Origin of the sequence: Burkholderia sp. IDO3 (genome assembly GCF_003366075.1) — a bacterium.
GTDB classification, from domain to species: domain Bacteria; phylum Pseudomonadota; class Gammaproteobacteria; order Burkholderiales; family Burkholderiaceae; genus Burkholderia; species Burkholderia anthina.
The window spans coordinates 2837305-2858024 of sequence record NZ_CP028962.1; the positions used below are offsets into that span (position 1 = coordinate 2837305).

At 68.9% G+C, this 20720-nt stretch carries 21 protein-coding genes; 5 read left to right on the forward strand and 16 right to left on the reverse strand.

The genetic code is table 11. From position 1 onward, the window contains the following. Positions 1 to 41 precede the first annotated feature (41 nt). From DCN14_RS12985 to DCN14_RS12995, 3 genes are all read right to left on the reverse strand, one after another. Positions 42 to 497 (reverse strand): RbsD/FucU family protein, encoded by a 456-nt coding sequence (locus tag DCN14_RS12985; RefSeq protein WP_096506628.1) that lies wholly within the window; start codon positions 495 to 497, stop codon positions 42 to 44. Between the two features lie 79 nt (positions 498 to 576). Then, positions 577 to 969 (reverse strand): nuclear transport factor 2 family protein, encoded by a 393-nt coding sequence (locus DCN14_RS12990; RefSeq protein WP_096506627.1) that lies wholly within the window; start codon positions 967 to 969, stop codon positions 577 to 579. Positions 970 to 1103: 134 nt separating this feature from the next. After that, positions 1104 to 1241: a hypothetical protein gene (locus DCN14_RS12995; protein WP_240327215.1), complete on the reverse strand. Its 138-nt coding sequence runs from the start codon at positions 1239 to 1241 to the stop codon at positions 1104 to 1106. A 35-nt stretch (positions 1242 to 1276) separates the two neighbouring features. Between DCN14_RS12995 and DCN14_RS13000 the strand changes: the two genes are divergently transcribed. Further along, entirely contained in the window at positions 1277 to 1627 is a 351-nt protein-coding gene (locus DCN14_RS13000; protein WP_240327216.1) for an Lrp/AsnC family transcriptional regulator, read from the forward strand. Positions 1628 to 1709: 82 nt separating this feature from the next. Here the strand turns inward: DCN14_RS13000 and garD are convergent, their stop codons facing one another. Further along, positions 1710 to 3263, reverse strand: a complete 1554-nt coding sequence (gene garD, locus DCN14_RS13005; protein ID WP_096506626.1) for a galactarate dehydratase — start codon at positions 3261 to 3263, stop codon at positions 1710 to 1712. A 229-nt stretch (positions 3264 to 3492) separates the two neighbouring features. Here garD and kdgD point away from each other — a divergent pair, with 229 nt between their 5' ends. Next, on the forward strand, positions 3493 to 4407 hold the full coding sequence (kdgD, locus tag DCN14_RS13010) for a 5-dehydro-4-deoxyglucarate dehydratase (RefSeq protein ID WP_096506625.1): 915 nt from the start codon (positions 3493 to 3495) through the stop codon (positions 4405 to 4407). A 136-nt stretch (positions 4408 to 4543) separates the two neighbouring features. Here the strand turns inward: kdgD and DCN14_RS13015 are convergent, their stop codons facing one another. Both DCN14_RS13015 and DCN14_RS13020 read right to left on the reverse strand, forming a co-directional pair. Beyond that, entirely contained in the window at positions 4544 to 5095 is a 552-nt protein-coding gene (locus DCN14_RS13015; protein ID WP_096506624.1) for a hypothetical protein, read from the reverse strand. 194 nt (positions 5096 to 5289) lie between these two features. After that, on the reverse strand, positions 5290 to 6867 hold the full coding sequence (locus tag DCN14_RS13020; protein WP_096506623.1) for an aldehyde dehydrogenase (NADP(+)): 1578 nt from the start codon (positions 6865 to 6867) through the stop codon (positions 5290 to 5292). A 248-nt stretch (positions 6868 to 7115) separates the two neighbouring features. Between DCN14_RS13020 and DCN14_RS13025 the strand changes: the two genes are divergently transcribed. Continuing rightward, entirely contained in the window at positions 7116 to 8507 is a 1392-nt protein-coding gene (locus tag DCN14_RS13025) for an MFS transporter (protein ID WP_096506622.1), read from the forward strand. A 154-nt stretch (positions 8508 to 8661) separates the two neighbouring features. Next, positions 8662 to 9510, forward strand: a complete 849-nt coding sequence (locus DCN14_RS13030) for a helix-turn-helix transcriptional regulator (protein WP_096506621.1) — start codon at positions 8662 to 8664, stop codon at positions 9508 to 9510. Between the two features lie 60 nt (positions 9511 to 9570). Here the strand turns inward: DCN14_RS13030 and DCN14_RS13035 are convergent, their stop codons facing one another. The 5 genes from DCN14_RS13035 to zigA are packed head-to-tail and all read right to left on the reverse strand — an operon-like array spanning position 9571 to position 14294. Then, on the reverse strand, positions 9571 to 10971 hold the full coding sequence (locus DCN14_RS13035; protein ID WP_096506620.1) for a dihydroorotase: 1401 nt from the start codon (positions 10969 to 10971) through the stop codon (positions 9571 to 9573). Between the two features lie 3 nt (positions 10972 to 10974). Continuing rightward, positions 10975 to 11535 (reverse strand): carbonate dehydratase, encoded by a 561-nt coding sequence (locus DCN14_RS13040; protein ID WP_096506619.1) that lies wholly within the window; start codon positions 11533 to 11535, stop codon positions 10975 to 10977. Beyond that, positions 11532 to 12113: a 6-carboxytetrahydropterin synthase gene (locus DCN14_RS13045; protein ID WP_096506618.1), complete on the reverse strand. Its 582-nt coding sequence runs from the start codon at positions 12111 to 12113 to the stop codon at positions 11532 to 11534. Before DCN14_RS13045 ends, DCN14_RS13040 begins: the two co-directional genes overlap by 4 nt. Next, positions 12107 to 13027: a GTP cyclohydrolase FolE2 gene (folE2, locus tag DCN14_RS13050; RefSeq protein WP_096506654.1), complete on the reverse strand. Its 921-nt coding sequence runs from the start codon at positions 13025 to 13027 to the stop codon at positions 12107 to 12109. The genes DCN14_RS13045 and folE2 overlap by 7 nt, the downstream gene beginning before the upstream one ends. A 58-nt stretch (positions 13028 to 13085) precedes the next feature. Further along, positions 13086 to 14294, reverse strand: coding sequence for a zinc metallochaperone GTPase ZigA (gene zigA / locus DCN14_RS13055; protein ID WP_096506617.1), 1209 nt, complete (start codon positions 14292 to 14294; stop codon positions 13086 to 13088). Between the two features lie 205 nt (positions 14295 to 14499). On the opposite strand from zigA, the gene DCN14_RS13060 reads away from it, so the two are divergent. Next, the gene (locus tag DCN14_RS13060; RefSeq protein ID WP_096506616.1) at positions 14500 to 15315 is read left to right on the forward strand and encodes a hypothetical protein; all 816 of its coding nucleotides are present in this window, start codon (positions 14500 to 14502) and stop codon (positions 15313 to 15315) included. Between the two features lie 12 nt (positions 15316 to 15327). Here the strand turns inward: DCN14_RS13060 and DCN14_RS13065 are convergent, their stop codons facing one another. Genes DCN14_RS13065 through DCN14_RS13085 form a run of 5 tightly spaced genes read right to left on the reverse strand, consistent with a single transcriptional unit; the run spans position 15328 to position 20712 of the window. Next, positions 15328 to 16539 (reverse strand): acyl-CoA dehydrogenase family protein, encoded by a 1212-nt coding sequence (locus DCN14_RS13065; RefSeq protein WP_096506615.1) that lies wholly within the window; start codon positions 16537 to 16539, stop codon positions 15328 to 15330. Then, positions 16536 to 17393, reverse strand: a complete 858-nt coding sequence (locus tag DCN14_RS13070; RefSeq protein ID WP_096506614.1) for a hypothetical protein — start codon at positions 17391 to 17393, stop codon at positions 16536 to 16538. Before DCN14_RS13070 ends, DCN14_RS13065 begins: the two co-directional genes overlap by 4 nt. Positions 17394 to 17447: 54 nt before the next feature. Beyond that, a complete protein-coding gene (locus DCN14_RS13075; protein WP_096506613.1) occupies positions 17448 to 18104 on the reverse strand; it encodes a methionine ABC transporter permease in 657 nt (218 codons plus the stop codon). Next, positions 18097 to 19275, reverse strand: a complete 1179-nt coding sequence (locus DCN14_RS13080) for an ATP-binding cassette domain-containing protein (RefSeq protein ID WP_096506612.1) — start codon at positions 19273 to 19275, stop codon at positions 18097 to 18099. The genes DCN14_RS13075 and DCN14_RS13080 overlap by 8 nt, the downstream gene beginning before the upstream one ends. A gap of 18 nt (positions 19276 to 19293) precedes the next feature. Continuing rightward, complete coding sequence (locus tag DCN14_RS13085; protein ID WP_096506611.1) at positions 19294 to 20712, reverse strand: LLM class flavin-dependent oxidoreductase; 1419 nt, start codon at positions 20710 to 20712, stop codon at positions 19294 to 19296. Positions 20713 to 20720: the final 8 nt, after the last annotated feature.

Sequence of the window (20720 nt, forward strand, 5' to 3'; positions counted from 1 at the left end):
GCGGCGGGCGGACCGGCCGGCCGGTACGACGCAAAAGGCGTTTAGCCCGCGTCGCTCAACAGCACGCCCTTCTTGAACAGGAAGCAGCCGTAGCCGCGCGGCTCGCCGGTGACGATCACCGCATACGCATGCTGCGCGCGCTCGTAGAACGCGAACCGGTCGATGCCCGCGAGCGGCACCGCGCGCCCTTCCGCGCGATCGATCTCGGCCTGCACCTCGCGCTGCACGGGCGGCACCGCGGCCGGATCGCCGACGACTTCCATCCGCCATGCGGGCGTGTCGACGAACGTGTCGAGCGGCAGCACGGACAGCACCGCGCGCGCGACGCGCGCCGAGTCCGCGCCGTCGATGCGCAGCGCGCGGCCCACGACGGTGTGCTGCGCGACCGATTCGGCCGGAAAGTTCGCATCGCAGATCGCGACTTCATCTCCGTGGCCCATCGCGCGCAGCGCGTGCAGGATGTCGGCGTGCAACAGCGGATCGAGATTTTTCAGCATGTCGGCAAGTCTCCGGGATCGGGAACGAATCGCATAACGTTACCCGATCCCGGCGGCGGCCGGGCGTGCGTCGTTCGCGTCACGCCGCCGCGGCCGGCATTTCGTCGATGAAACCCGTGACCGATTGCAGACGGCCGGATGCATCGACGGTGCCGAAATCCGAGCCCTTCACGATCGCCGCGCCGTCGGGCGACACGAGCGCCCACGAAAACCGCAGGTGCTGGCCGAACCCGTCGACGTCGGTCGTGCGGTGAAAGCGGTACGCGGGGAAACGCGCCTGCACCGCGGCGATCATCGTGTCGATGCCGGCGTGGCCGTCGCCGGCCATCAGCGGATCGCGATAGGCCGCATCGCGCGCGTAGGTCGCATCGATCAACACGCGACGGCGCGCGACGTCGGATTCGTTCCATGCATCGAAGTAGCGGTCGATCAGGTCGGCGTGAGCGGACTGGACGGTTTGGGCGGTGTTCATGGCGAGGCTCCTTGTGTCGGTGAGAGACGATGTCGCGAACCTTTCGTGTCCGCGTGCCGCCATCGTCGCCGGCCTCGCGCGGGCGGTCGATTACGTGCGAGGTAACGAAATCGCGCCCGCGCCGCCCGCCGCGCTCAGCCGTCCGCGTAATCGACTGCGAGGCTCCACGCCGGATCGCCGTGCTTCGCCCAGTACGCGTCGAACAGCCGGCGCGTGAGCGCGCCCGGTCGTCCATCGCCGATCGCCACTTCGTTCAGCCGCGTGACCGGCATGAATCGGCCTGAGCCCGCCCGCGTGCCTGCGCCGCGTGAAGCGGCTGCGCGACGAGCGCTATATCCAGCAGGACGTGGCCGTCGTCGACCCGAACAAGGTCGGCCTGCCGTTGACGATGCTCGTGCTCGTGCAGGTCGAGCGCGAACGGGTCGACCTGCTCGACGAGTTCAAGCGGTTTCTGAAATCGCTGCCGGAAGTCATGCAGTGCTATGTGGTGACGGGCCGCGCCGATTTCGTGCTGATGATCGCGATGCGCGATATCGACCACTATGAGGAATTTTCCACGCGCGTATTCCGGCAGCACCACAACATCCGTCACTTCGAAACGATGGTCGTGATGTCGCGCGTGAAAGTCGGGCTGTCGCTGCCGATCGGCTGCGACTGACGCGCGCGGCCGTGGCCGCGCGCCGCAACGAAAAACGGGCGCCCGAAGGCGCCAGCATCGTCAGCCACGACCACCACGCGTATCAGGTCACCGGCGCCGGGTTGAACAGCGTCAGCGCGTTCGCGAGCTTCCATTGCTCGGCCCACGTGCGGCGCTTGCCGCTCGCGACGTCGAGCATCAGCCGGAACAGCTCCCAACCCACGTCCTCGATCGTGGCCGCGCCGGTCGCGATCTGCCCCGCGTCGAGATCCATCAGGTCGTGCCAGCGGCGCGCGAGATCGCTGCGCGTCGCGACCTTGATCACCGGCACCTGGGCGAGGCCGTACGGCGTGCCGCGGCCGGTCGTGAAAATGTGCAGGTTCATCCCGGCCGCGAGCTGCAGCGTGCCGCAGATGAAGTCGCTCGCGGGCGTGGCCGCGTACAGCAGCCCTTTCTGCCGCGCGCGGTCGCCCGGACGCACGACGCCGGCAATCGACGCGCTGCCCGACTTCACGATCGAGCCCATCGCCTTCTCGACGATGTTCGACAGCCCGCCCTTCTTGTTGCCGGGCGTCGTGTTCGCGCTGCGGTCGACGCGGCCGCGCTGCAGGTAGCGGTCGTACCAGTCCATCTCACGAATGATCTCGCGGGCGACGTCCTCGTTCGCCGCGCGCGACGTAAGTTGCGCAACGCCGTCGCGCACTTCGGTCACTTCGGAGAACATGATCGTCGCGCCCGCGCGCACGAGCAGGTCGGCCGCGAAACCGACCGCCGGGTTCGCGGTGAGCCCGGAGAACGCATCGCTGCCGCCGCACTGCACGCCGACGACGAGCTCCGACGCCGGGCAGGTTTCGCGACGGCGGCGGTTCAGCCGCTCGAGATGCGATTCGGCCATCTTCATGATCGAGTCGATCATCGAATTGAAGCCGACGTGCGCGGCATCCTGCAGGCACACGACGCCGCCGTTGTCCGTCGCGCCGTCGGCCGCCACCGGAATCGCGCCGGGCGGCAGCAGGCGCTCGGGCTGCAGCTTCTCGCAGCCGAGGCTGACCGTCATCACCTCGCCGCCGAAGTTCGGGTTCAGGCTGATGTTGCGCAGCGTGCGGATCGGGATGTCGGCATCGGGCGCATCGATCGCGACGCCGCAGCCGTACGTATGTTCGAGCCCGACCACGTCGTCGACGTTCGGGTAGCGCGGCAGCAGTTCGTCCTTGATCCGCTTCACCGCATGCTCGACGACGCCCGACACGCATTGCACGGTCGTCGTGATCGCGAGGATGTTGCGCGTGCCGACGGAGCCGTCCGCATTGCGGAAGCCTTCGAACGTATAGCCTTCGAGCGGCGCGAGCGCCGGCGCGGCGCGCGTCGCGAGCGGCAGGTCGTCGAGCCCCGGCGGCTCGGGCATGCGCATCGTGCGTTCATTGACCCAGCTGCCGCGGCGCAGATCGGTGAGCGCGTAGCCGATCACGACGTTGTAGCGGACGATCGGGTCGCCGGCCGCGAGATCGGCGAGCGCCACCTTGTGCCCTTGCGGCACGCCTTCGCGCAGCGTGAGCCCGTCGGCAAACGTCGCGCCCTCGGGCAAGCCGCCGTCGTTGACGACGATGGCGACGTTGTCGTCCGGATGCACGCGGATATAGAGAGGAGAAGCAGTCATCGGAATTCCTGGAAGCTACCGGTGATATCGTTAGTCATCATACGACATTCAACGCGCATCCGGGATAGTACGTAAACCCTTATCCGGAAAGACCCTACCTACAATCTGAGAGCAAACCGCTTGCGTCACCCTTCCCCTCGTTGTACGATGACATACAACGACATCGCCAATGTGGCTCGTATGCCGTTCCCGACGAACCCAGCACTCGCGCTAGACGGACGACCCAACCATGACCTCACCGCAAGAACTCAAACAGATCATCTCCCACGGCCTGCTGTCGTTTCCGCTGACGGACTTCGACGCGGACGGCAGCTTCCGCCCGACCACCTACGCCGAGCGCCTCGAATGGCTGGCGCCGTACGGCGCGACCGCGCTGTTCGCAGCCGGCGGCACCGGTGAATTCTTCTCGCTCACGCAGCGCGAATACTCGGACGTGATCCGCGTCGCGACGGAAACCTGCAAGGGCAAGGTGCCGATCCTCGCCGGCGCGGGCGGTGCCACGCGCGTCGCCATCGAATATGCGCAGGAAGCCGAGCGCCTCGGCGCGAGCGGCGTGCTGCTGATGCCGCACTACCTGACCGAAGCGAGCCAGGAAGGGATCGCCGAGCACGTCGAGCAGGTCTGCCGTTCGCTGAAGATCGGTGTCGTGGTGTACAACCGCGCGAATTCGAAGCTGAACGCCGACATGCTCGAGCGGCTGGCCGACCGTTGCCCGAACCTGATCGGCTTCAAGGACGGCGTCGGCGAAATCGAGGGCATGGTCACGATCCGCCGCCGCCTGGGCGACCGCTTCGCGTACCTCGGCGGCCTGCCGACGGCCGAAGTCTACGCCGCCGCGTACAAGGCGCTCGGCGTGCCGGTGTACTCATCGGCAGTGTTCAACTTCATCCCGAAGACGGCGATGGCATTCTACGAAGCGATCGCGAAGGACGACCACGCAACGGTCGGTCGCCTGATCGACGAGTTCTTCCTGCCGTACCTGCAGATCCGCAACCGCCGCGCGGGCTACGCGGTCAGCATCGTGAAGGCGGGCGCGAAGCTCGTCGGCCACGACGCGGGCCCGGTGCGCGCACCGCTCGTCGACCTGACCGACGCCGAAGTGGCCGAGCTGGACGTGCTGATCAAGAAGATGGGCCCGCAGTAAGCGGGGACGGCCGGCGCGGCGCCCTCCGCGGCGCGGCGGCCGGCTGGTTTGCCTGTTTTGCATCGCGGCCGGCTTTTGCCGGCCGCGGCCGTTTGCGGCGACAGCCGCGCGACGCACCCCGCCGCGCAGCGCGCCTTCACATCTGCGCGATGACGCCGATGATCCGGTGGCGCACGTTGCCGAGCTTGATCCGGGTCGCCTCGATCTGTCCCTGCGCACCCGCACGCGCGCGCGCGTTCGATTCGCCACCGAGAATCTGCCCCAGCACGTCGCGGTCGACGACCGCATCGAAGAACCGGCCGACCGTGATCGTCGCGGACTGCTTCGCGGTGGTGAGCTGGCTGTTGGCCTGCATCAGCGCTTCGGTGCGCAGGTTCTGGTCGCGTTCGTCGATGCTGCGGCGATGCTCCAGCGCGAACACCAGCGCCTCCATGTCCTGCCTGAAACGGCGGACGGCCAGGCCGAACATGAGCGAATGCGCGTCCGAGTCCGTCACGGGCCGCCCCTGGTTGATCGTCACGTCGAATTCGCTGCCGCCCAGGTCGCGCTGGAATTCGAGCAGCGCATTCGCGAGCACGCGCCCTTCGCTGTACTGACCGATCCGGCTGCGCACGGAATGCGCGACGTCGCCGATCGCTTTCCACAATCCGGCGGCGAACAGGTGATCGCCGCGCTTGCTGATGTTCATCGGGTGGCTCCTTGTTGGTCTTTTGCCGGGCTCTCAGGCTCGCCCGCGAGCCGGCCGGCCCGGGGCTTCGCTACTGTAGGAGAAATTCCGGCGACGCGGAAGCCACCATGAAAAAAGCGGAGGCAGCCAGCCGGCCGCCCCCGCTTTCATTCGTCCGGCAAGCGGCCCGGGCTTGCGCCCCGCGCCGCCGCCCCTTACTCCGCCTTGCCGTCCCGCAAACGCGGAATCGCGAGCGGATTGCTTTCCTGTAACCCTTCGGGCAGCAGATCGTCCGGGAAGTCCTGGTAGCACACCGGCCGCAGGAAACGGTCGATCGCGGTCGCGCCGACCGACGTGACGGCCGGGTTCGACGTGGCCGGGAACGGCCCGCCGTGCACCATCGCATCGCACACCTCGACGCCGGTCGGGTAGCCGTTGACGAGCAGTCGCCCGGCCTTGCGTTCGAGGATCGGCAGCAGGCGGCGCGCGAGCGGCTTGTCGTCGGCGTCCATCTGCAGCGTGGCCGTCAGCTGGCCTTCCAGCGCGTCGAGCACGCGCGCGACTTCGTCGAGATCGCGGCAGCGCACGATCAGCGATGCCGGCCCGAACACTTCGTGGCTGAACGCCGGCTCGGCCAGGAACGCCGGTGCGGCGACTTCGTACAGCGCGCCGCCCGCCTGGCATTCGGTCTGCGCAGCCTCGCCCGCGCCGATTTCACGCACGCCCGGCAGTTCGGCCAGCTTGCCGCGGCCGTTGCGATACGCGTCGGCGATGCCGCGCGTGAGCATCACGCCGGCCGGCTTCTTCGCGAGCGCCTGCGCGGCGACGGACTCGAAGCGGTCGAGATCGGGGCCGTCGATCGCCAGCACGAGGCCGGGGTTCGTACAGAACTGGCCGACGCCGAGCGTCAGCGAATCGACGAAGCCCGTCGCGATCGCGTCGCCGCGCGCGGCCAGCGCGGACGGGAACAGCACGACCGGGTTGATGCTGCTCATTTCCGCATAGACGGGAATCGGCTGCGGGCGCGCGTTCGCGAGCTGCACGAGCGCCATGCCGCCCTGGCGCGACCCGGTGAAGCCGACGGCCTGGATCGCCGGGTGGCTGACGAGCGCCGCGCCGATCACGCGGCCGGGGCCCATCAGCAGCGAAAACACGCCGGCCGGCATCCCGCATTTCGCGACGGCGGCGCGGATCGCGCGGCCGACCAGTTCGGACGTGCCGAGGTGCGCTTCGTGCGCCTTGACGATCACCGGGCAACCGGCCGCCAGCGCCGACGCGGTATCGCCGCCGGCCACCGAGAACGCGAGCGGGAAGTTGCTCGCGCCGAACACGACGACGGGCCCGAGCCCGACTTTCTGCAGCCGCAGGTCCGAGCGCGGCAGCGGCGTGCGCGCCGGCTGCGCCGGATCGATCGACGCGGCGAGGAAACGCCCGTCGCGCACGACGCGCGCGAACAGCCGGAGCTGGCCGACGGTGCGGCCGCGCTCGCCCTGCAGGCGTGCGACGGGCAGGCCCGTTTCGGCGTGTGCGCGTTCGATCAGCGCATCGCCGAGCGCGACGATTTCGTCGGCGATCGCTTCGAGAAACGCCGCGCGGGCCGCGAGCGGCTGCGCGCGGTACGCGTCGAAGGCGTCGCGCGCGAGTTCGCACGCGCGCTCGACGTCGGCCTGCGTCCCGACGCCGAACGCCGGCGCATCGATCGGCGCGCCCTTCGTCGGGTCGAACGCGCGCAAGGTACCGGCCGAGCCGGCCACCGCGTCGGCGCCGATCAGCATCTCTCCAGTCAGTTGCATGGGGTGTGCTCCGTGGTTCGGGAATGATGGGCTCATTGTAGCGCAACAGATACGATGTCTGCCGACGCCATTTCAATATTCGCACGGCGTGCCGAACCTGCCATCACCATCGCGAAAGCCTTATTCATCTAGTTTACCCGTGTGTTTCTTACCTTTTCACGTCATCTTCCAAAGGGAAAACCCGAGGTTTCTGCCGCCTGTCATTACTCATAAAATTCCGGTCATGTCATACGACGACGTACATTAAAGTGCCTAATCAGACCACTTCTCGCGATCTCCCGATCGATCTCGCCGGCGCCGCGCGCCGCACCGCCGTGCGTTACTGGATCCTGGCGATGCTGTTCGTCGTCACGACGCTCAACTACGCGGACCGCGCGACGCTGTCGATCACCGGCACGCCGATCCGCAAGGCATTCGGCATCGATCCGGTGACGATGGGCTACATCTTCTCGGCGTTCAGCTGGGCATACGTGCTCGCGCAGTTGCCGAGCGGCTGGCTGCTCGACCGCTTCGGCGCGCGGCGCGTGTATGCGACGAGCATCTTTCTGTGGTCGGCGTTCACGCTGCTGCAGAGCACAATCGGCCTCGGCGGCAGCGCGGCATTCGCGGTGACGGCGCTGTTCGTGATGCGCTTCGCGGTCGGCATCGCCGAAGCGCCCGCGTTTCCCGCGAATGCGAAGGTCGTCGCGAGCTGGTTCCCGACCGCCGAGCGCGGCACGGCATCGGCGATCTTCAACGCCGCGCAGTATTTCGCGGCGGTGGTGTTCTCGCCGCTGATGGCGTGGCTCACGCATGCGTACGGCTGGCATCAGGTGTATCTGTGGCTCGGCCTCGCCGGCATCGCGCTCGCCTTCCTGTGGCTGCGCGTGATGAAGGATCCGGCCGACCATCCGGCGGTGAATCGCGCGGAACTCGAGCATATCGAGCAGGGCGGCGGCCTCGTGCGCACGACGAGCCGGCCGACCGGGGCGCGCGGCAACGGCACGGCGTTTGCCGGCAATCGCGTCGCGGGCTGGTACTACGTGCGCCAGCTGCTGTCGAACCGGATGCTGCTCGGCGTCTATCTCGGCCAGTACTGCGTGAACGTGCTCACCTACTTCTTCCTCACGTGGTTCCCGATCTACCTCGTGCAGGCGCGCGGAATGTCGCTGCTGAAGGCCGGTTTCATGACGTCGCTGCCGGCGATCTGCGGGTTCCTCGGCGGCGTGCTCGGCGGGATGCTGTCGGATACGCTGATCCGTCGCGGCGTGTCGCTGACGCTCGCGCGCAAGATTCCGATCGTCGGCGGGATGCTGCTGTCGATGGTCATCATCGGCTGCAATTACGTCGACAGCGAAGCGCTCGTGATCGTGCTGATGGCCGTGTCGTTCTTCGGCAAGGGGATCGGCTCGCTCGGCTGGGCGGTCGTCGCGGACACCGCGCCGAAGGAAGCGATCGGCCTGTCGGGCAGCCTGTTCAACATGTTCGGCAACACGGCCGGCATCGTCGCGCCGATCGCGATCGGCTACCTGGTCGGCGCGAGCGGCTCGTTCAACGGCGCGCTCGTGTTCGTCGGGCTGAACGCGCTCGTCACGGTGTTCAGCTATCTCGTGATCGTGAAGGACATCAAGCGCGTCGAGCTGCGTCATCGCGACGCCTGACCGCCCTGCGGCAACGCATCCGCCGTTCGCCGCCTGGAACCGGCGATGAAGGCGCGCCGCGGGCGCCGGCGCGCAGTCGGCGCTGCCGGCCGCCCCGGAATGCTTACCTCTCAGGTAATGCCCGACGCGCGCAGGATTGCCTATCATCGTGGGCATGAACCCGACCGCCACCCTTCATTCGCTCCCCCCGTCCGCCGGCCGCGCGTCCGGCATCGGCCCGCTGCTGCGCACGTGGCGTCAACGCCGGCGCCTGAGCCAGATGGCGCTCGCGCTCGAAGCGGAGGTGTCGGCGCGGCACCTGAGCTTCGTCGAATCGGGGCGTGCGCAGCCGAGCCGCGACATGGTGCTGCATCTCGCGGAGCGCCTCGACGTGCCGCTGCGCGAGCGCAATGCGCTGCTCGTCGCGGCCGGCTATGCGCCGCTCTTTCGCGAGCGGCCGTTTTCGGATCCGCAGCTCGATGCGGCGCGCGGCGCGGTCGAAGCGGTGCTGCGCGGCCACGAGCCGTATCCGGCGCTCGCGGTGGATCGTCACTGGACCTTGCTCGCCGCGAACCGGATGCTCGGCGCGCTGGTCGCGCAGGCCGACCCGGCGCTGCTGCAGCCGCCCGTCAACGTGCTGCGCCTGAGCCTGCATCCGGACGGCCTCGCGTCGCAGATCGTCAACTGGCACGAGTGGCGCGCGCATATCCTGCATCGGCTGCAACGGCAGATCGACGCGAGCGGCGACCGCACGCTGCATACGCTGCTCGACGAACTCGCCGCGTACCCGGCGCCGGGCGGCCAGCCCGACGACCCGGCCGCGCGCGCCGACTACGCGGACATCGCGGTGCCGCTGCGGCTGCGCACGGCGGCCGGCGAGCTGACCTTCTTCAGCACGACGACGGTGTTCGGCACGCCGGTCGACGTCACGTTGTCGGAGCTGGCGATCGAGGCGTTCTTCCCGGCGAATCCGCAGACGGTGGAGGCAATGCGCGCGCTGGCGGACGCGTTGCCGGCGCGGTGAGCACGCTCACGCAAATCGACGGTGTGCACGCCGCCGAAACCGGGATTCCTCCGAAACGCGTCAAGCCGGCGGCGCATCCGCATCCAGAAACGCAACCGGCCGCCCCGCCGGCTGCCCGTTCAGCGCACCGTCGCGCACGGCAACCTGCCCGCGCACGACGGTATGCACGGGCCAGCCGGTAACCGCGCAACCGTCGTAAGGCGTCCAGCCGCTCACGCTCGCGATCCATTCATTGCGGACGATCCGGCGCGCACGCAGGTCGACGATGCTGAAGTCGGCGTCGTAGCCGAGTGCAATCCGCCCCTTGCCTTCGATGCCGAAGATCCGCGCCGGGCCCGCACTCGTGAGATCGACGAGCCGTTCGAGGCTCAGGCGGCCGGCATGCACGTGGTCGAGCATCAGCGGCAGCAGCGTCTGCACGCCGGTCATCCCGCTCGGCGACTGCGGATACGGGCGGCCCTTTTCTTCGCGCGTATGCGGCGCGTGATCGCTGCCGATCACGTCGACCAGGCCGTCGCGAACGGCCTGCCACAGCGCGTACTGATGATGCCGCTCGCGCACGGGCGGATTCATCTGCGCGAACGTGCCCAGCCGCTCGTAGCAGTCGGGCGCATGCAGGCTCAGGTGGTGCGGCGTGACTTCGACCGTCACGCGCCGCCGATGCCGCGCGAGAAACGCCATTTCCTGTGCAGTGGAGACATGCAGCACGTGCAGACGCCGCCCCGCCTGCGCAGCCAGCCCGACGATGCGCCGCGTCGCGATCAGCGCGCTTTCGTCGTCGCGCCAGCGCGGATGGTCGCGCACGTCGCCGCTCGCTTCGACGATCGCCTTGCGCGCGCGCAGCCGCGCTTCGTCCTCGGCGTGCACGGCCATGCGCCGGCGGCCGTGCCGCAGGATGCGGCGCAATACGGTGTCGTCGTCGGCCAGCAGGTCGCCGAACGAACTGCCCATGAACACCTTCACGCCCGCGCAGCCGGGCAGGCTTTCGAGCGACGGCAACCGTTCCGCGTTCACGGCAGACCCGCCGACGTAGAACGCGTAATCGCACCACGCCCGGCCGCGCGCAAGATCCAGCTTCGCACGCAGAGCGTGTTCGTCCAGCGTCAGCGGCTGCGTATTGGGCATCTCGAAGACGGCCGTGACGCCGCCGAGCACCGCGCCGCGCGTGCCGGCCTCGAACGTCTCCTTGTGCATCAGGCCCGGTTCGCGGAAATGCACCTGACTGTCGACGACACCCGGCAGCACGTGCAGTCCGCCGGCATCGAGCAACACGTCGGCATGCCAGCTTCCGCGCAATGCGCCCAGCGCAACCACGCGGCCGCCCGCACACGCCACGTCGATCCGCTCGGCGCCGCCGGGCGTCATCACCGTGCCGCCGTGCACGAGCAGATCCGCATGACGCCGCGCTGCCGCGTCGAATGCGTCACCGTCGCCGGCTGGCTGTCGCATGCGTTCGGTCATCGGTCAGAACTCGTTCTGGATGTGCTTGTAGCCAAGCACCAGCGCATTGTTCGTGCGCGCGACGTCCTCGGAGAAGTCGCTCGCATCGGCGCTGACCTGCGGCAACGCCGCGAGGTCGGTTTCCGGCCCGATGCGCTCGGTCGAGCGCACGTAGAAGCCCGGCGGCAGACGGCAGCCGTCGACGACCGCGTTGTAGCGCACGACGCAACCGTCGTCGATCGTGCAGTTGAACAGCACGCTGTTGAACCCGACGAACACGCCGTCGCCGACCTTGCATGGCCCGTGCACGATCGCGCGATGCGCGATCGACGTATGCCGGCCGATGGTGACGCTCGCGCCCGACTTCGAATGGATCACGACACCGTCCTGGATGTTCGAATGCGCGCCGATCACGATCGGCGCGATCTCGCCGTCGGCGTCCGTTTCGTCGGCGCGGATCACCGCGTACGGGCCGATGAACACATTCTCCTCGACGATCACGCGGCCGCACAGAATGGCGGTCGGATCGACGAACGCGTTCGGGTGGATCCGCGGCAGGTCGCCGCGCGGGTTCTTTCTGATCATCTGGATGCCTGCATAGATGGGACGCGATCGCGCGCGAGCCGGTCGAACAGGCCGGGATCGCGCCACTGCGCGGCGATGGCCGGCGAGAACACGATCGCGTCGAAATCGATGCGGCCCATGCGCGGATCGAACGCATCGTCGCGGAAGCACTGCGCGTAGCCGGTCTCGGTTTCGTGAACGATCACCGAATGCAGATGCACGTCGGCCTCGCCGTTCGACATCGCGGTGCCGGACAACACCGCGTCGACGAGACGAAACAGCACGCGCGAGAACTGCTCGGCGCTCGGCGAAACGGGCAGCAGCACCCAGCGCTCCGAGTGCCGGCGCATGCTGTCGACGTAGTCGCGATCGTCGCCGGACCACAGCGTCACCGCATGGTCGAACGCGTCGATCAGGTCGCGCACGTCGCCTTTGAGCAGCCCGAAGTCGTACACCATCTGCCCGTTGTCGAGCGCATGCGCTTCGAGCAGCAGTTCGACCTTGTACGAGTGGCCGTGGATCGAATGCGAGCAGCGCCGCGTGCTGCAGCCGCGCACGATGTGCGCGTTCTCGAAGCGGAACAGCTTGCGGATCAGCATGCGGGAAACGCGTCACGCGCCGGCGCCGCCCACGCGACCGCATCGTGCGGATGCAGGCTTTCCAGATGACGCACGTGAACGCGCGGATTCGCATAGGCCCCGTCCAGCGCCGCCTGGACGCGCCGCGCGGCATCCTCGACGAACATCAGGTTCTCGCCGTTCAGCACCGCGAACGCCTGTTCGTCCGCGCGCTTCACGGCGGTCTGCACCGGCGTGCCGAGCGCATGCTCGACGCGATCGATCAGCGCGATCAGCCCGAGGGGCGCGTGGCCGGCGGCAAGCCCGACGTCGACGACCGCTTCGCTGCGCTGGCTGTGCGGCGTCGCGGCGGTCGCGTGTCGCTGCAGCCATGCGGCGACGGCGGCCGGTTCCACGCGATCGTCGCGGCCGAACGCGGCGAGAAACGCCTGTTCGACCCAGTGCCGCGACAGTGCGGCCGAACACGGACACGTCGACGCATAGACGATCGTCACCTGCGCGTGCAGCGCGAACAGGTCGCCCGTCAGCGTCGCGTCGAGCCGCACCGGATACGACTTCCAGCCGGCCAGCCCTGCGGTGACGAGCGCCGGGCGCCGCGCCAGCAGGTCGAAACGCAGCCGCAGCCGTGCGCTGCGCGTGCCGCAGTCGCGATGGCTGTCGACCATCTCGTGCAGCAAGCGCCGCAGGCCGGCCGCCGACAGCGCGTCGCCGTCGCCCAGCGTGTCGAGCAGCCGGTACAGCCGCGACATGTGGATGCCTTTCACGTGCGGCGCGGGCAGATCGACCTGGATGTCGGCGCGCGCATGCACGTCGCGTCGGCAGCCGGGTTCGGCCACCGCAACGGGCAGGTCGATGCCCTGCATGCCGACCCAGTCGAGCGGGCGGTGCCGCGGCGCGGCGTCGGTCACGGAAATATCGGGAAGCGGTGCATTCATGCTCGGAGTCCGGTGGAGCGCCTTCTCCATCCGGTTCGATGCAGGAAGCGCGTTCGGGTCAGGCCCAGTCGTGAAACGGGTTGTCCCACGTGATCCAGTGTTCGGGGCCGGCGGCCATCTCGGCGTCGGTCAGCAGACACGCATCGAAGCGCGCGCGCAGCGCCGGCTCGTCCATGTCCATGCCGATCAGCACGAGCTCCTGCCGCGCGTCGCCGACGCGCTCGTCCCACCGCGCGCGAATCTGCGCGACGGCCTCCGGGTCCTGCGGCCAGCGCTCGGGCGGCACGGCCGCCCACCAGTGACCGGCCGGCCCGTGCCGCGCGACCGCGCCGGCCTGCGACCACGAACCGGCGAGGGTCGGATGCGTGGCCATCCAGAAGAAGCCCTTCGAGCGGACGACGCCCGGCCATTCGCTTTCGACGAGATCGAAGAAGCGCCGCGGATGAAACGGCCGCCGCGCCCGATAGACGAAGCTGCGGATCCCGTATTCGTCGGTCTCGGGCGTGTGCGTGCCGCGCATTTCCCGCAGCCAGCCCGGCGCGAGCGACGCCGCATCGAAATCGAACAGCCCGGTGTCGAGCACGCGCTCGAGCGGCACCTTGCCGAATTCGGCGATCTCGATCCGCGCGCGCGGATTCAGGCCGCGCAGCAGCGCGATCAGCCGCTCGCGGGCCGGCGCGTCGATCAGGTCGATCTTGTTGACCACGATCACGTCGCAGAACTCGATCTGGTCGATCAGCAGATCGACGACCGTGCGCGCATCCTCGTCGCCCATCGATTCGCCGCGCGCCTGCAGGCTGTCGCGCGACGCGTAGTCGCGCAGGAAGTTGAACGCGTCGACCACCGTCACCATCGTGTCGAGCCGCGCGACTTCGCCGAGGCTGCGGCCGTCCTCGCCTTCGAACGTGAACGTCTCGGCCACCGGCAGCGGCTCGGAGATGCCGGTCGACTCGATCACGAGCTGGTCGAAGCGCCCTTCGCGCGCGAGCCGGTCGACCTCGATCAGCAGATCCTCGCGCAGCGTGCAGCAGATGCAGCCGTTGCTCATCTCGACCAGCTTCTCGTCGGTGCGCGACAGCCCGGCGCCGCCGTCGCGCACGAGCGCGGCGTCGATGTTGACCTCGGACATGTCGTTGACGATCACCGCGACGCGGCGGCCTTCGCGGTTGTTGAGGATGTGGTTGAGCAGCGTGGTCTTGCCCGCGCCGAGGAAGCCGGACAGGACGGTCACGGGAAGCCGCGCGGACGGCGGGTGGGCGGTGTTCATCGGGCGATTCCGGAAGCGGGACGTTGGACAGGGAGTGATATATTGTATCGCTACGATATAACATATCATTTCAGACGTCCAGCGCGACGGCGACGTGGCAACGCGGCAACGAACGCACGGCCGCGGCGGCGGCGCACGCGTCATGCCGTTTGAAAGGTGGGGTTGATAAGCTGCCCGGCGAGACCGTCGGCCCCCTCCAGACACCATGAAAAACAACACGCTTGCCACGCTGTTACTGTGCGCTGCCGTCCCCGGCGTCGCACTCGCACAATCGGTCGCGGCGCCCGCGCTGAAGCCCGGCGACACCTGGACCTACATCGACACGGTCGAAATCGGCCCGAACGGCTGGCGCCAGACGCGCGACCAGATTTCCGTGGAGCGCACCACGTCGGATCACATCTACGTCGAAACGCGGCAGAGCGGCACGACGCAGGCGCCGCGCGAAGTGATCGTCGACGCGGACTGGAGCCGTGCGCGCAACGTCAACGGCACCGAAACCGTGGTGAACCGGCCGCTTGCGTTTCCGCTGACGGCCGGCAAGACGTGGACGGTCAAATACAGCGAGGCGCACCCGAATCCGCAGCACGCGTCGGAAGCGTACGACACGCATTACAAGGTGGTCGGCCCCGATACCGTCACCGTGGCCGGCGGCAAGTTCGATGCGATCAAGATCGAGGCCGAAGGGACGTGGAACGCGCAAACCGCGCCGGGACAGTCGATCACGTCCGGCGTGTCCCGCAACGCCGGCGGCTCGACGATCGTGATGCAGAGCCGCAACAACGGGACGGTGGCACAGACCGGCAAGACCTACAAGGCGTTCTGGTACGTGCCGTCGGTGGGCCGATGGGTCAAGTCGGTCGAGGAGTACTACGACGTGAACGGCGTGCGGACAGCGCGCTATTCGAACGAGTTGGCGTCGTACACGCGCGCCGGGACGGCCAGCGGCAGCGGCGCGCCGTTGGCCGGCGGGCCCGCGACCGTGACCGCGTCGCCGGAAGGCCCGCCGCCCGGCGATCAATGACGTAGCGCTCCGTTACGTATAAAGCGACGCCGGCGGCAACTCCCCCGTCAGTGCAAACCGGCCGACATCGCGCAGCCGGTAGTCGAGCGGATCGTGCAGCGTATGCGTGCGGGCATTCCGCCAGAAGCGGTCGAGGCCGAGCGTCGCGGCCGTCGCACGCGCGCCGCACGCATCGAACAGCGCCTCGCCGTTCTCGAGCGCCGCGCGCTGCGCGACGATCTTCGCTTCCGACACGGCGAGCGCCGCTTCCGCGCGTTCGTCGGCCGTCAACGCGTGACGACGCGTCCACGCGCGCTGCAGTTCGACGGCCGCGCGATCGGCCAGCGACGCGGCGGCAACGGCCTGCACGCGCATGTCGCCGAAGCGCTGCAGCGTATAGGGATCGTCGCTCGCCTGTGCGACGCCCGAGTGTATCCACGGCCGGCCCTGCTGCTGCACGTAGTCGCGCGCCTCGGCGAGCGCGCCTTCCGCGAGCCCGACGAACAGGTTCGTCAGCACGAGCTGCGACACCAGCGTGCGCAGCGTCGCGCGCGGCGTCGGCGGCGCTTCGGAGCGATGCAGCACTTCGTCCGGCGCGAGCGTCACGCCGTCGAAGCGCACGCTGCCGCTGTCGGTCTGGCGCTGGCCGATCGGATCCCAGTCTTCGTTGACGGCGATCCCGTCGCGATCGGTCGGCACCACGCCGAACACGGCGCGGCCGGTTGCCGGATCGTGCGCGGACACCGTCATCCGCTGCGAACCGCGTGTGCCGGAGCAGAAGCCCTTCACGCCGTCGAGCCGGTAGCCGCCGTCCGGCGTCGCGGTGGCCACGAGACGCGTGTCGAGCGGGTTGACCGCATTGCCCCACCACCAGCGGTGCTCGACCGTGCCGCGCAGATAGCGTTCGCGCTGTGCCGCGCTCCCCCACACGTCGACGCTCACCACCTGCAGGATCTGGAACCCGACCAGATGCGCGAGCGCGCTGTCGACGCGCGCGATCCGCCGGATCGTGTCATAGACCTCGGGCCACGCGGCTTCCTGTCCGCCGAATTCGCGCGGCACGGCGAGCGTCAGCAGGCCCGCGTCGGCGAGCCACTGCTTCTCGTCCGCCGCGTGCCCGCCCGCACGATCGCGCGCGGCGGCCGTCGCGCGCAGCGCGTCGATGGCACGCGTCAGCGCAGCGGCGTCGACGCCGTGCGCCCCGGTATCCGGCGCAAGCGCTGCCGGACCACGTGGATCGTTCATGCAACAGCTTCCTGTTCAATGGTTTCGGGCGCAACGACCGCATCCGACAACGGCACGAGCGCGTCGAGGCGGCGGCCGGTCAGCCGCGCCAGGATCTCGCGCCGCCAGTCGTCGTAGATCGCGCGATATTCGGCGATATCCGCGCCGAACACATGCGCAGTATGCGCGTATTCGTCGTGCAGATAGCCGTCGAGCCGCGCCTGCGTTTCCTCGTCGGCGGCGATCACGCGATCGATCAGCGCATCGCGCTCCGCGGCCGGCAACGCGTTCAACGTGTCGAACCACCACTGGACGATCTGCACGCGGTGCCACTCCTCGTCCGGCCGGATCCGGTTCTCGCCATGCTCGCGCATCGCGCCGTCGGCGATGCCGCCGGTCTTGCGCTGGATCCACAGCTTCGCGAGGATGTGCAGCTCGTAATGCCATTCGAACGCGAGGAAGCCGGCCACGTCGCGCACCGCGATATCGCCGATGCGTTCCCAGTGCGCGGCGACCCGCTGCTCGACTTCCGGCAGCGGATCGCGGCCCGTCAGTTCGGTCACGCGCTCGCGGCCGATCGCCGCGTGCGCGCCGTCGTCGCCGAGCTGGCGCGACAGGATCAGCTGAAAATGCGGATCGTCGCGAAACAGCGTGTCGATCGCTTTCGCGACGACCTGCACGATGAACAGGTCGTGCGACGCCATCTTCGTGTAGTAGTCGGCGACGGCGGCCCGTTCGTCGTCGTTGCGCGGTTCGCGCGGCGGCGTTGCCAGCTTGTCCGGAAAGCCGGGACGATGGCGTCGCGCGACCGCCAGAAACAGCGCTTCCTCGAATTGTCCGTTCCACTCGCGCGGCGCGCCGATGGGTAGGGTCATGGGTATCGTTCTCTCAGGGTCTTCGATGAAAAGAGCCGGCGCTCGTGGCGCCGCTCAGGTACGCCGGGTCACGTGTCGGACCAGGCGGTCGCCGGTGATTTGCACGGCGGAAACGAGGGCGATCAGGATCACGATCACGGTCGCCATGACAGTGGTGTCGAAACGCTGGTAGCCGTAGCGGATCGCGAGATCGCCGAGCCCGCCCGCGCCGACGGCGCCCGCCATCGCGGTCGAGCCGATCAGCGCGACGACGGTGATCGTGAAGCCGCCGAGCATGCCGGGCAGCGCTTCGGGCAGCAGCACGTGCCACACGATATGGCGGCGCTTCGCGCCCATCGCGAGCGCGGCCTCGATCAGCCCGCGATCGACTTCGCGCAGGCTCACTTCGGCGATCCGCGCGAAGAACGGAATCGCGGCGATCGACAGCGGCACGACGGCCGCCCAGACGCCGATGGTCGTGCCGATCAGCACGCGCGTGAACGGCAGCAGCGCGACGAGCAGGATGATGAACGGCGTCGAGCGGAACACGTTGACGAGCGCGCCGAGCACCGCGTTTACGCCGCGCCGCGCGTAGATGCCGCCGGGCGCGGTCGTCACGAGGATCACCGCGAGCGGGATGCCGATCAGCGCGGCGATCGCGGCCGATGCGGCGACCATCGACAGCGTGTCGCGAATCGCGTCGAGCAGTTCGGGCCACCAGAGATCAAACATAACCGAGCACCTCCGCGTGATTCGCGTGGCGACGCGCCCGTTCGAGCAGCGCGGCGACCGCGCCGCCACGTGCCGACGACGGGCCCGCTTCGTCCGCGCGCGGCGACGCCGCGATCACGAGACGCCCCTGCGCATGCCCCTGGATGCGTTCGATCCCGCCGTGCAGGAAACGCACCGAGCCGCCGAGCGCCGCCGCGAGCGCGCCGACGTCCGGCTCGCCGCCGCTTTCGCCCGTATAGCGGACGTCGAGCACGACCTGCGCGCCGTCGGGAAGCGCGGCCAGCTCGGGCAACGGCTGCACGCGCGCGGCCAGTTCGGCCGGCAGGTCGTGCACCAGCGTGCTGAGCAGCGCGCGCGTCGCGCCATGCCGCGGCGCGCCGAACACGCGCCACACGGGGCCGGTTTCGACGACCTCGCCCTGTTCGATCACCGCGACCGTGTCGCACACCGCACGGATCACTTCCATCTCGTGCGTGATCAGCACGATCGTCAGGCCGAGGCGGCGATTGATGTCGGCGAGCAGTGCGAGGATCGACTGCGTCGTCTCGGGATCGAGCGCCGACGTCGCCTCGTCGCACAGCAGCACCTCCGGATCGTGCACCAGCGCCCGCGCGATGCCGACGCGCTGCTTCTGGCCGCCCGACAGGCTCGCCGGATACGCGTCGCGCTTCGCGGCGAGCCCGACGAGTTCGAGCAAGGCATCGACCTTGCGCACGCGTTCGGCCTTCGGCACGCCGGCGATCTTCAGCGGCAGCGCGACGTTCTCGAACACCGTCTTCGCCGACAGCAGGTTGAAATGCTGGAACACCATCCCGGTGCGGCGGCGCAGCGCGACGAGCCCGTCCTCGTCGAGCGCGCCGACGTCGACGCCCTGCACGCGCACGCTGCCCGAGCTCGGGCGTTCGAGCCCGTTCACGAGCCGCAGCAGCGTCGACTTGCCGGCGCCGCTGCGGCCGATGATGCCGAACACCTCGCCGCGCCGCACGTCGAGCGTCACGTCGCGCAGCGCGGCGGCCTGGCCGCGCTGCGTCGCGAACACCTTGCCGACGTGCGCGAGCGACACGGCCGCGCCGTCGGCCGGCGCAACCGCTTCTTCATGAGCGGCCGGACCGGCACCGGCCCGCACGGCCGATGCCTCGATGAAACCCAGCGTATCGAACAATTGCGTCATCGCTTCGCTCCGTCACGTTCATGCATGCGCGGGATGCGCCGGTTCGGCCTGCGGCGCGGCGGCCGTCCGGTACTGCGCGCCCGTATGCCACGCGGGCAGTCGCGCGCCGCCGCCGAACAGCTTCTCGCGCAAAGTCGGCGCGGGATCGTAGTCTTCCTTGTAGACGCCGCGGCTCTGCAGCTCGGGCACGACCCAGTCGACGAAATCCTCGAACGACTCGGGCATCACCGTGCGCGTCAGATTGAAGCCGTCGATGCCGGTCTCGTCGATCCACGACTGCAGTTCGTCCGCGACCTGCGACGGCGAACCGACGATCGGCGCATAGCGGCCGCCGAGCGACATCTGTTCGAGCATCCGGCGCACGGTCCACGTGCCGGTCGTGCTCTTGCGCGAGATCGCGTCGACGGCCGACTGGATCGAATCGGTCTTCACGTACGAAATCGGTTCGTCGAGGCCGTACTTCGCGAAGTCGATGCCGGTCGAACTCGCGAAATGCGCCAGGCCGGCTTCCGGGCTCGCGTAGCGCCGGTATTCGTCGAACTTCTCGCGAGCGAGCAATTCGGTCTCGGCCGTCACGACGCTCACGCCGGCAAAGATCTTGACCGACGCCGGATCGCGGCCCTGCCGCGCGGCAGCCGCACGAATGTCGAGCGCGGCCGCACGCGCGGCGGCCTTGCTCTGGCCGTTCACGAACACGCACTCCGCGTGCCGCCCCGCGAACTGCACGCCGCGCGCCGACGAACCGGCCTGGTACAGCACCGGCGTGCGCTGCAGCGACGGCTCGCTCAGATGGATCGCGTCGACCGAATAGAACGGCCCGTCGTGCTTCACGCGCCGCACCTTGCCCGGCTGCGCGAACACGCGCGCGTGCGCGTCGCGGATCACCGCGTCGTCGTCCCAGCTCTGCTCCCACAGCTTGTAGACGACGTCCATGTAGTCGTCCGCGCGCTCGTAGCGGTCGTCGTGGCCGATCTGCTGCGCGAGGCCCATCCCGCGCGCGGCGCTGTCGAGATAGCCGGTCACGATGTTCCAGCCCACCCGCCCCTTGGTCAGGTGATCGAGCGTCGACATCCGGCGCGCGAACAGATACGGCGGCTCGTAGGTCAGGTTCGCGGTCACGCCGAAGCCGAGATGCCGCGTGACCTGCGCCATCGCCGGCACGAGCAGCAGCGGATCGTTGACGGGCACCTGCACCGATTCGCGCAGCGCGGCGTCGGGGCTGCCGCCGAACACGTCGTACACGCCGACGATGTCCGCGAGAAAGATCCCGTCGAACTTGCCGCGTTCGAGCGTCCTCGCGAGATCGGCCCAGTAGTCGAGATCGGTGTAGTGCGCTGAGCGGTCGCGCGGATGGGTCCACAGCCCGTGGTTGATGTGCCCGACGCAGTTCATGTTGAACGCGTTGAGCAGGATCTTCTTGCGGTTCGCCGTCGTCATGGTCGCCT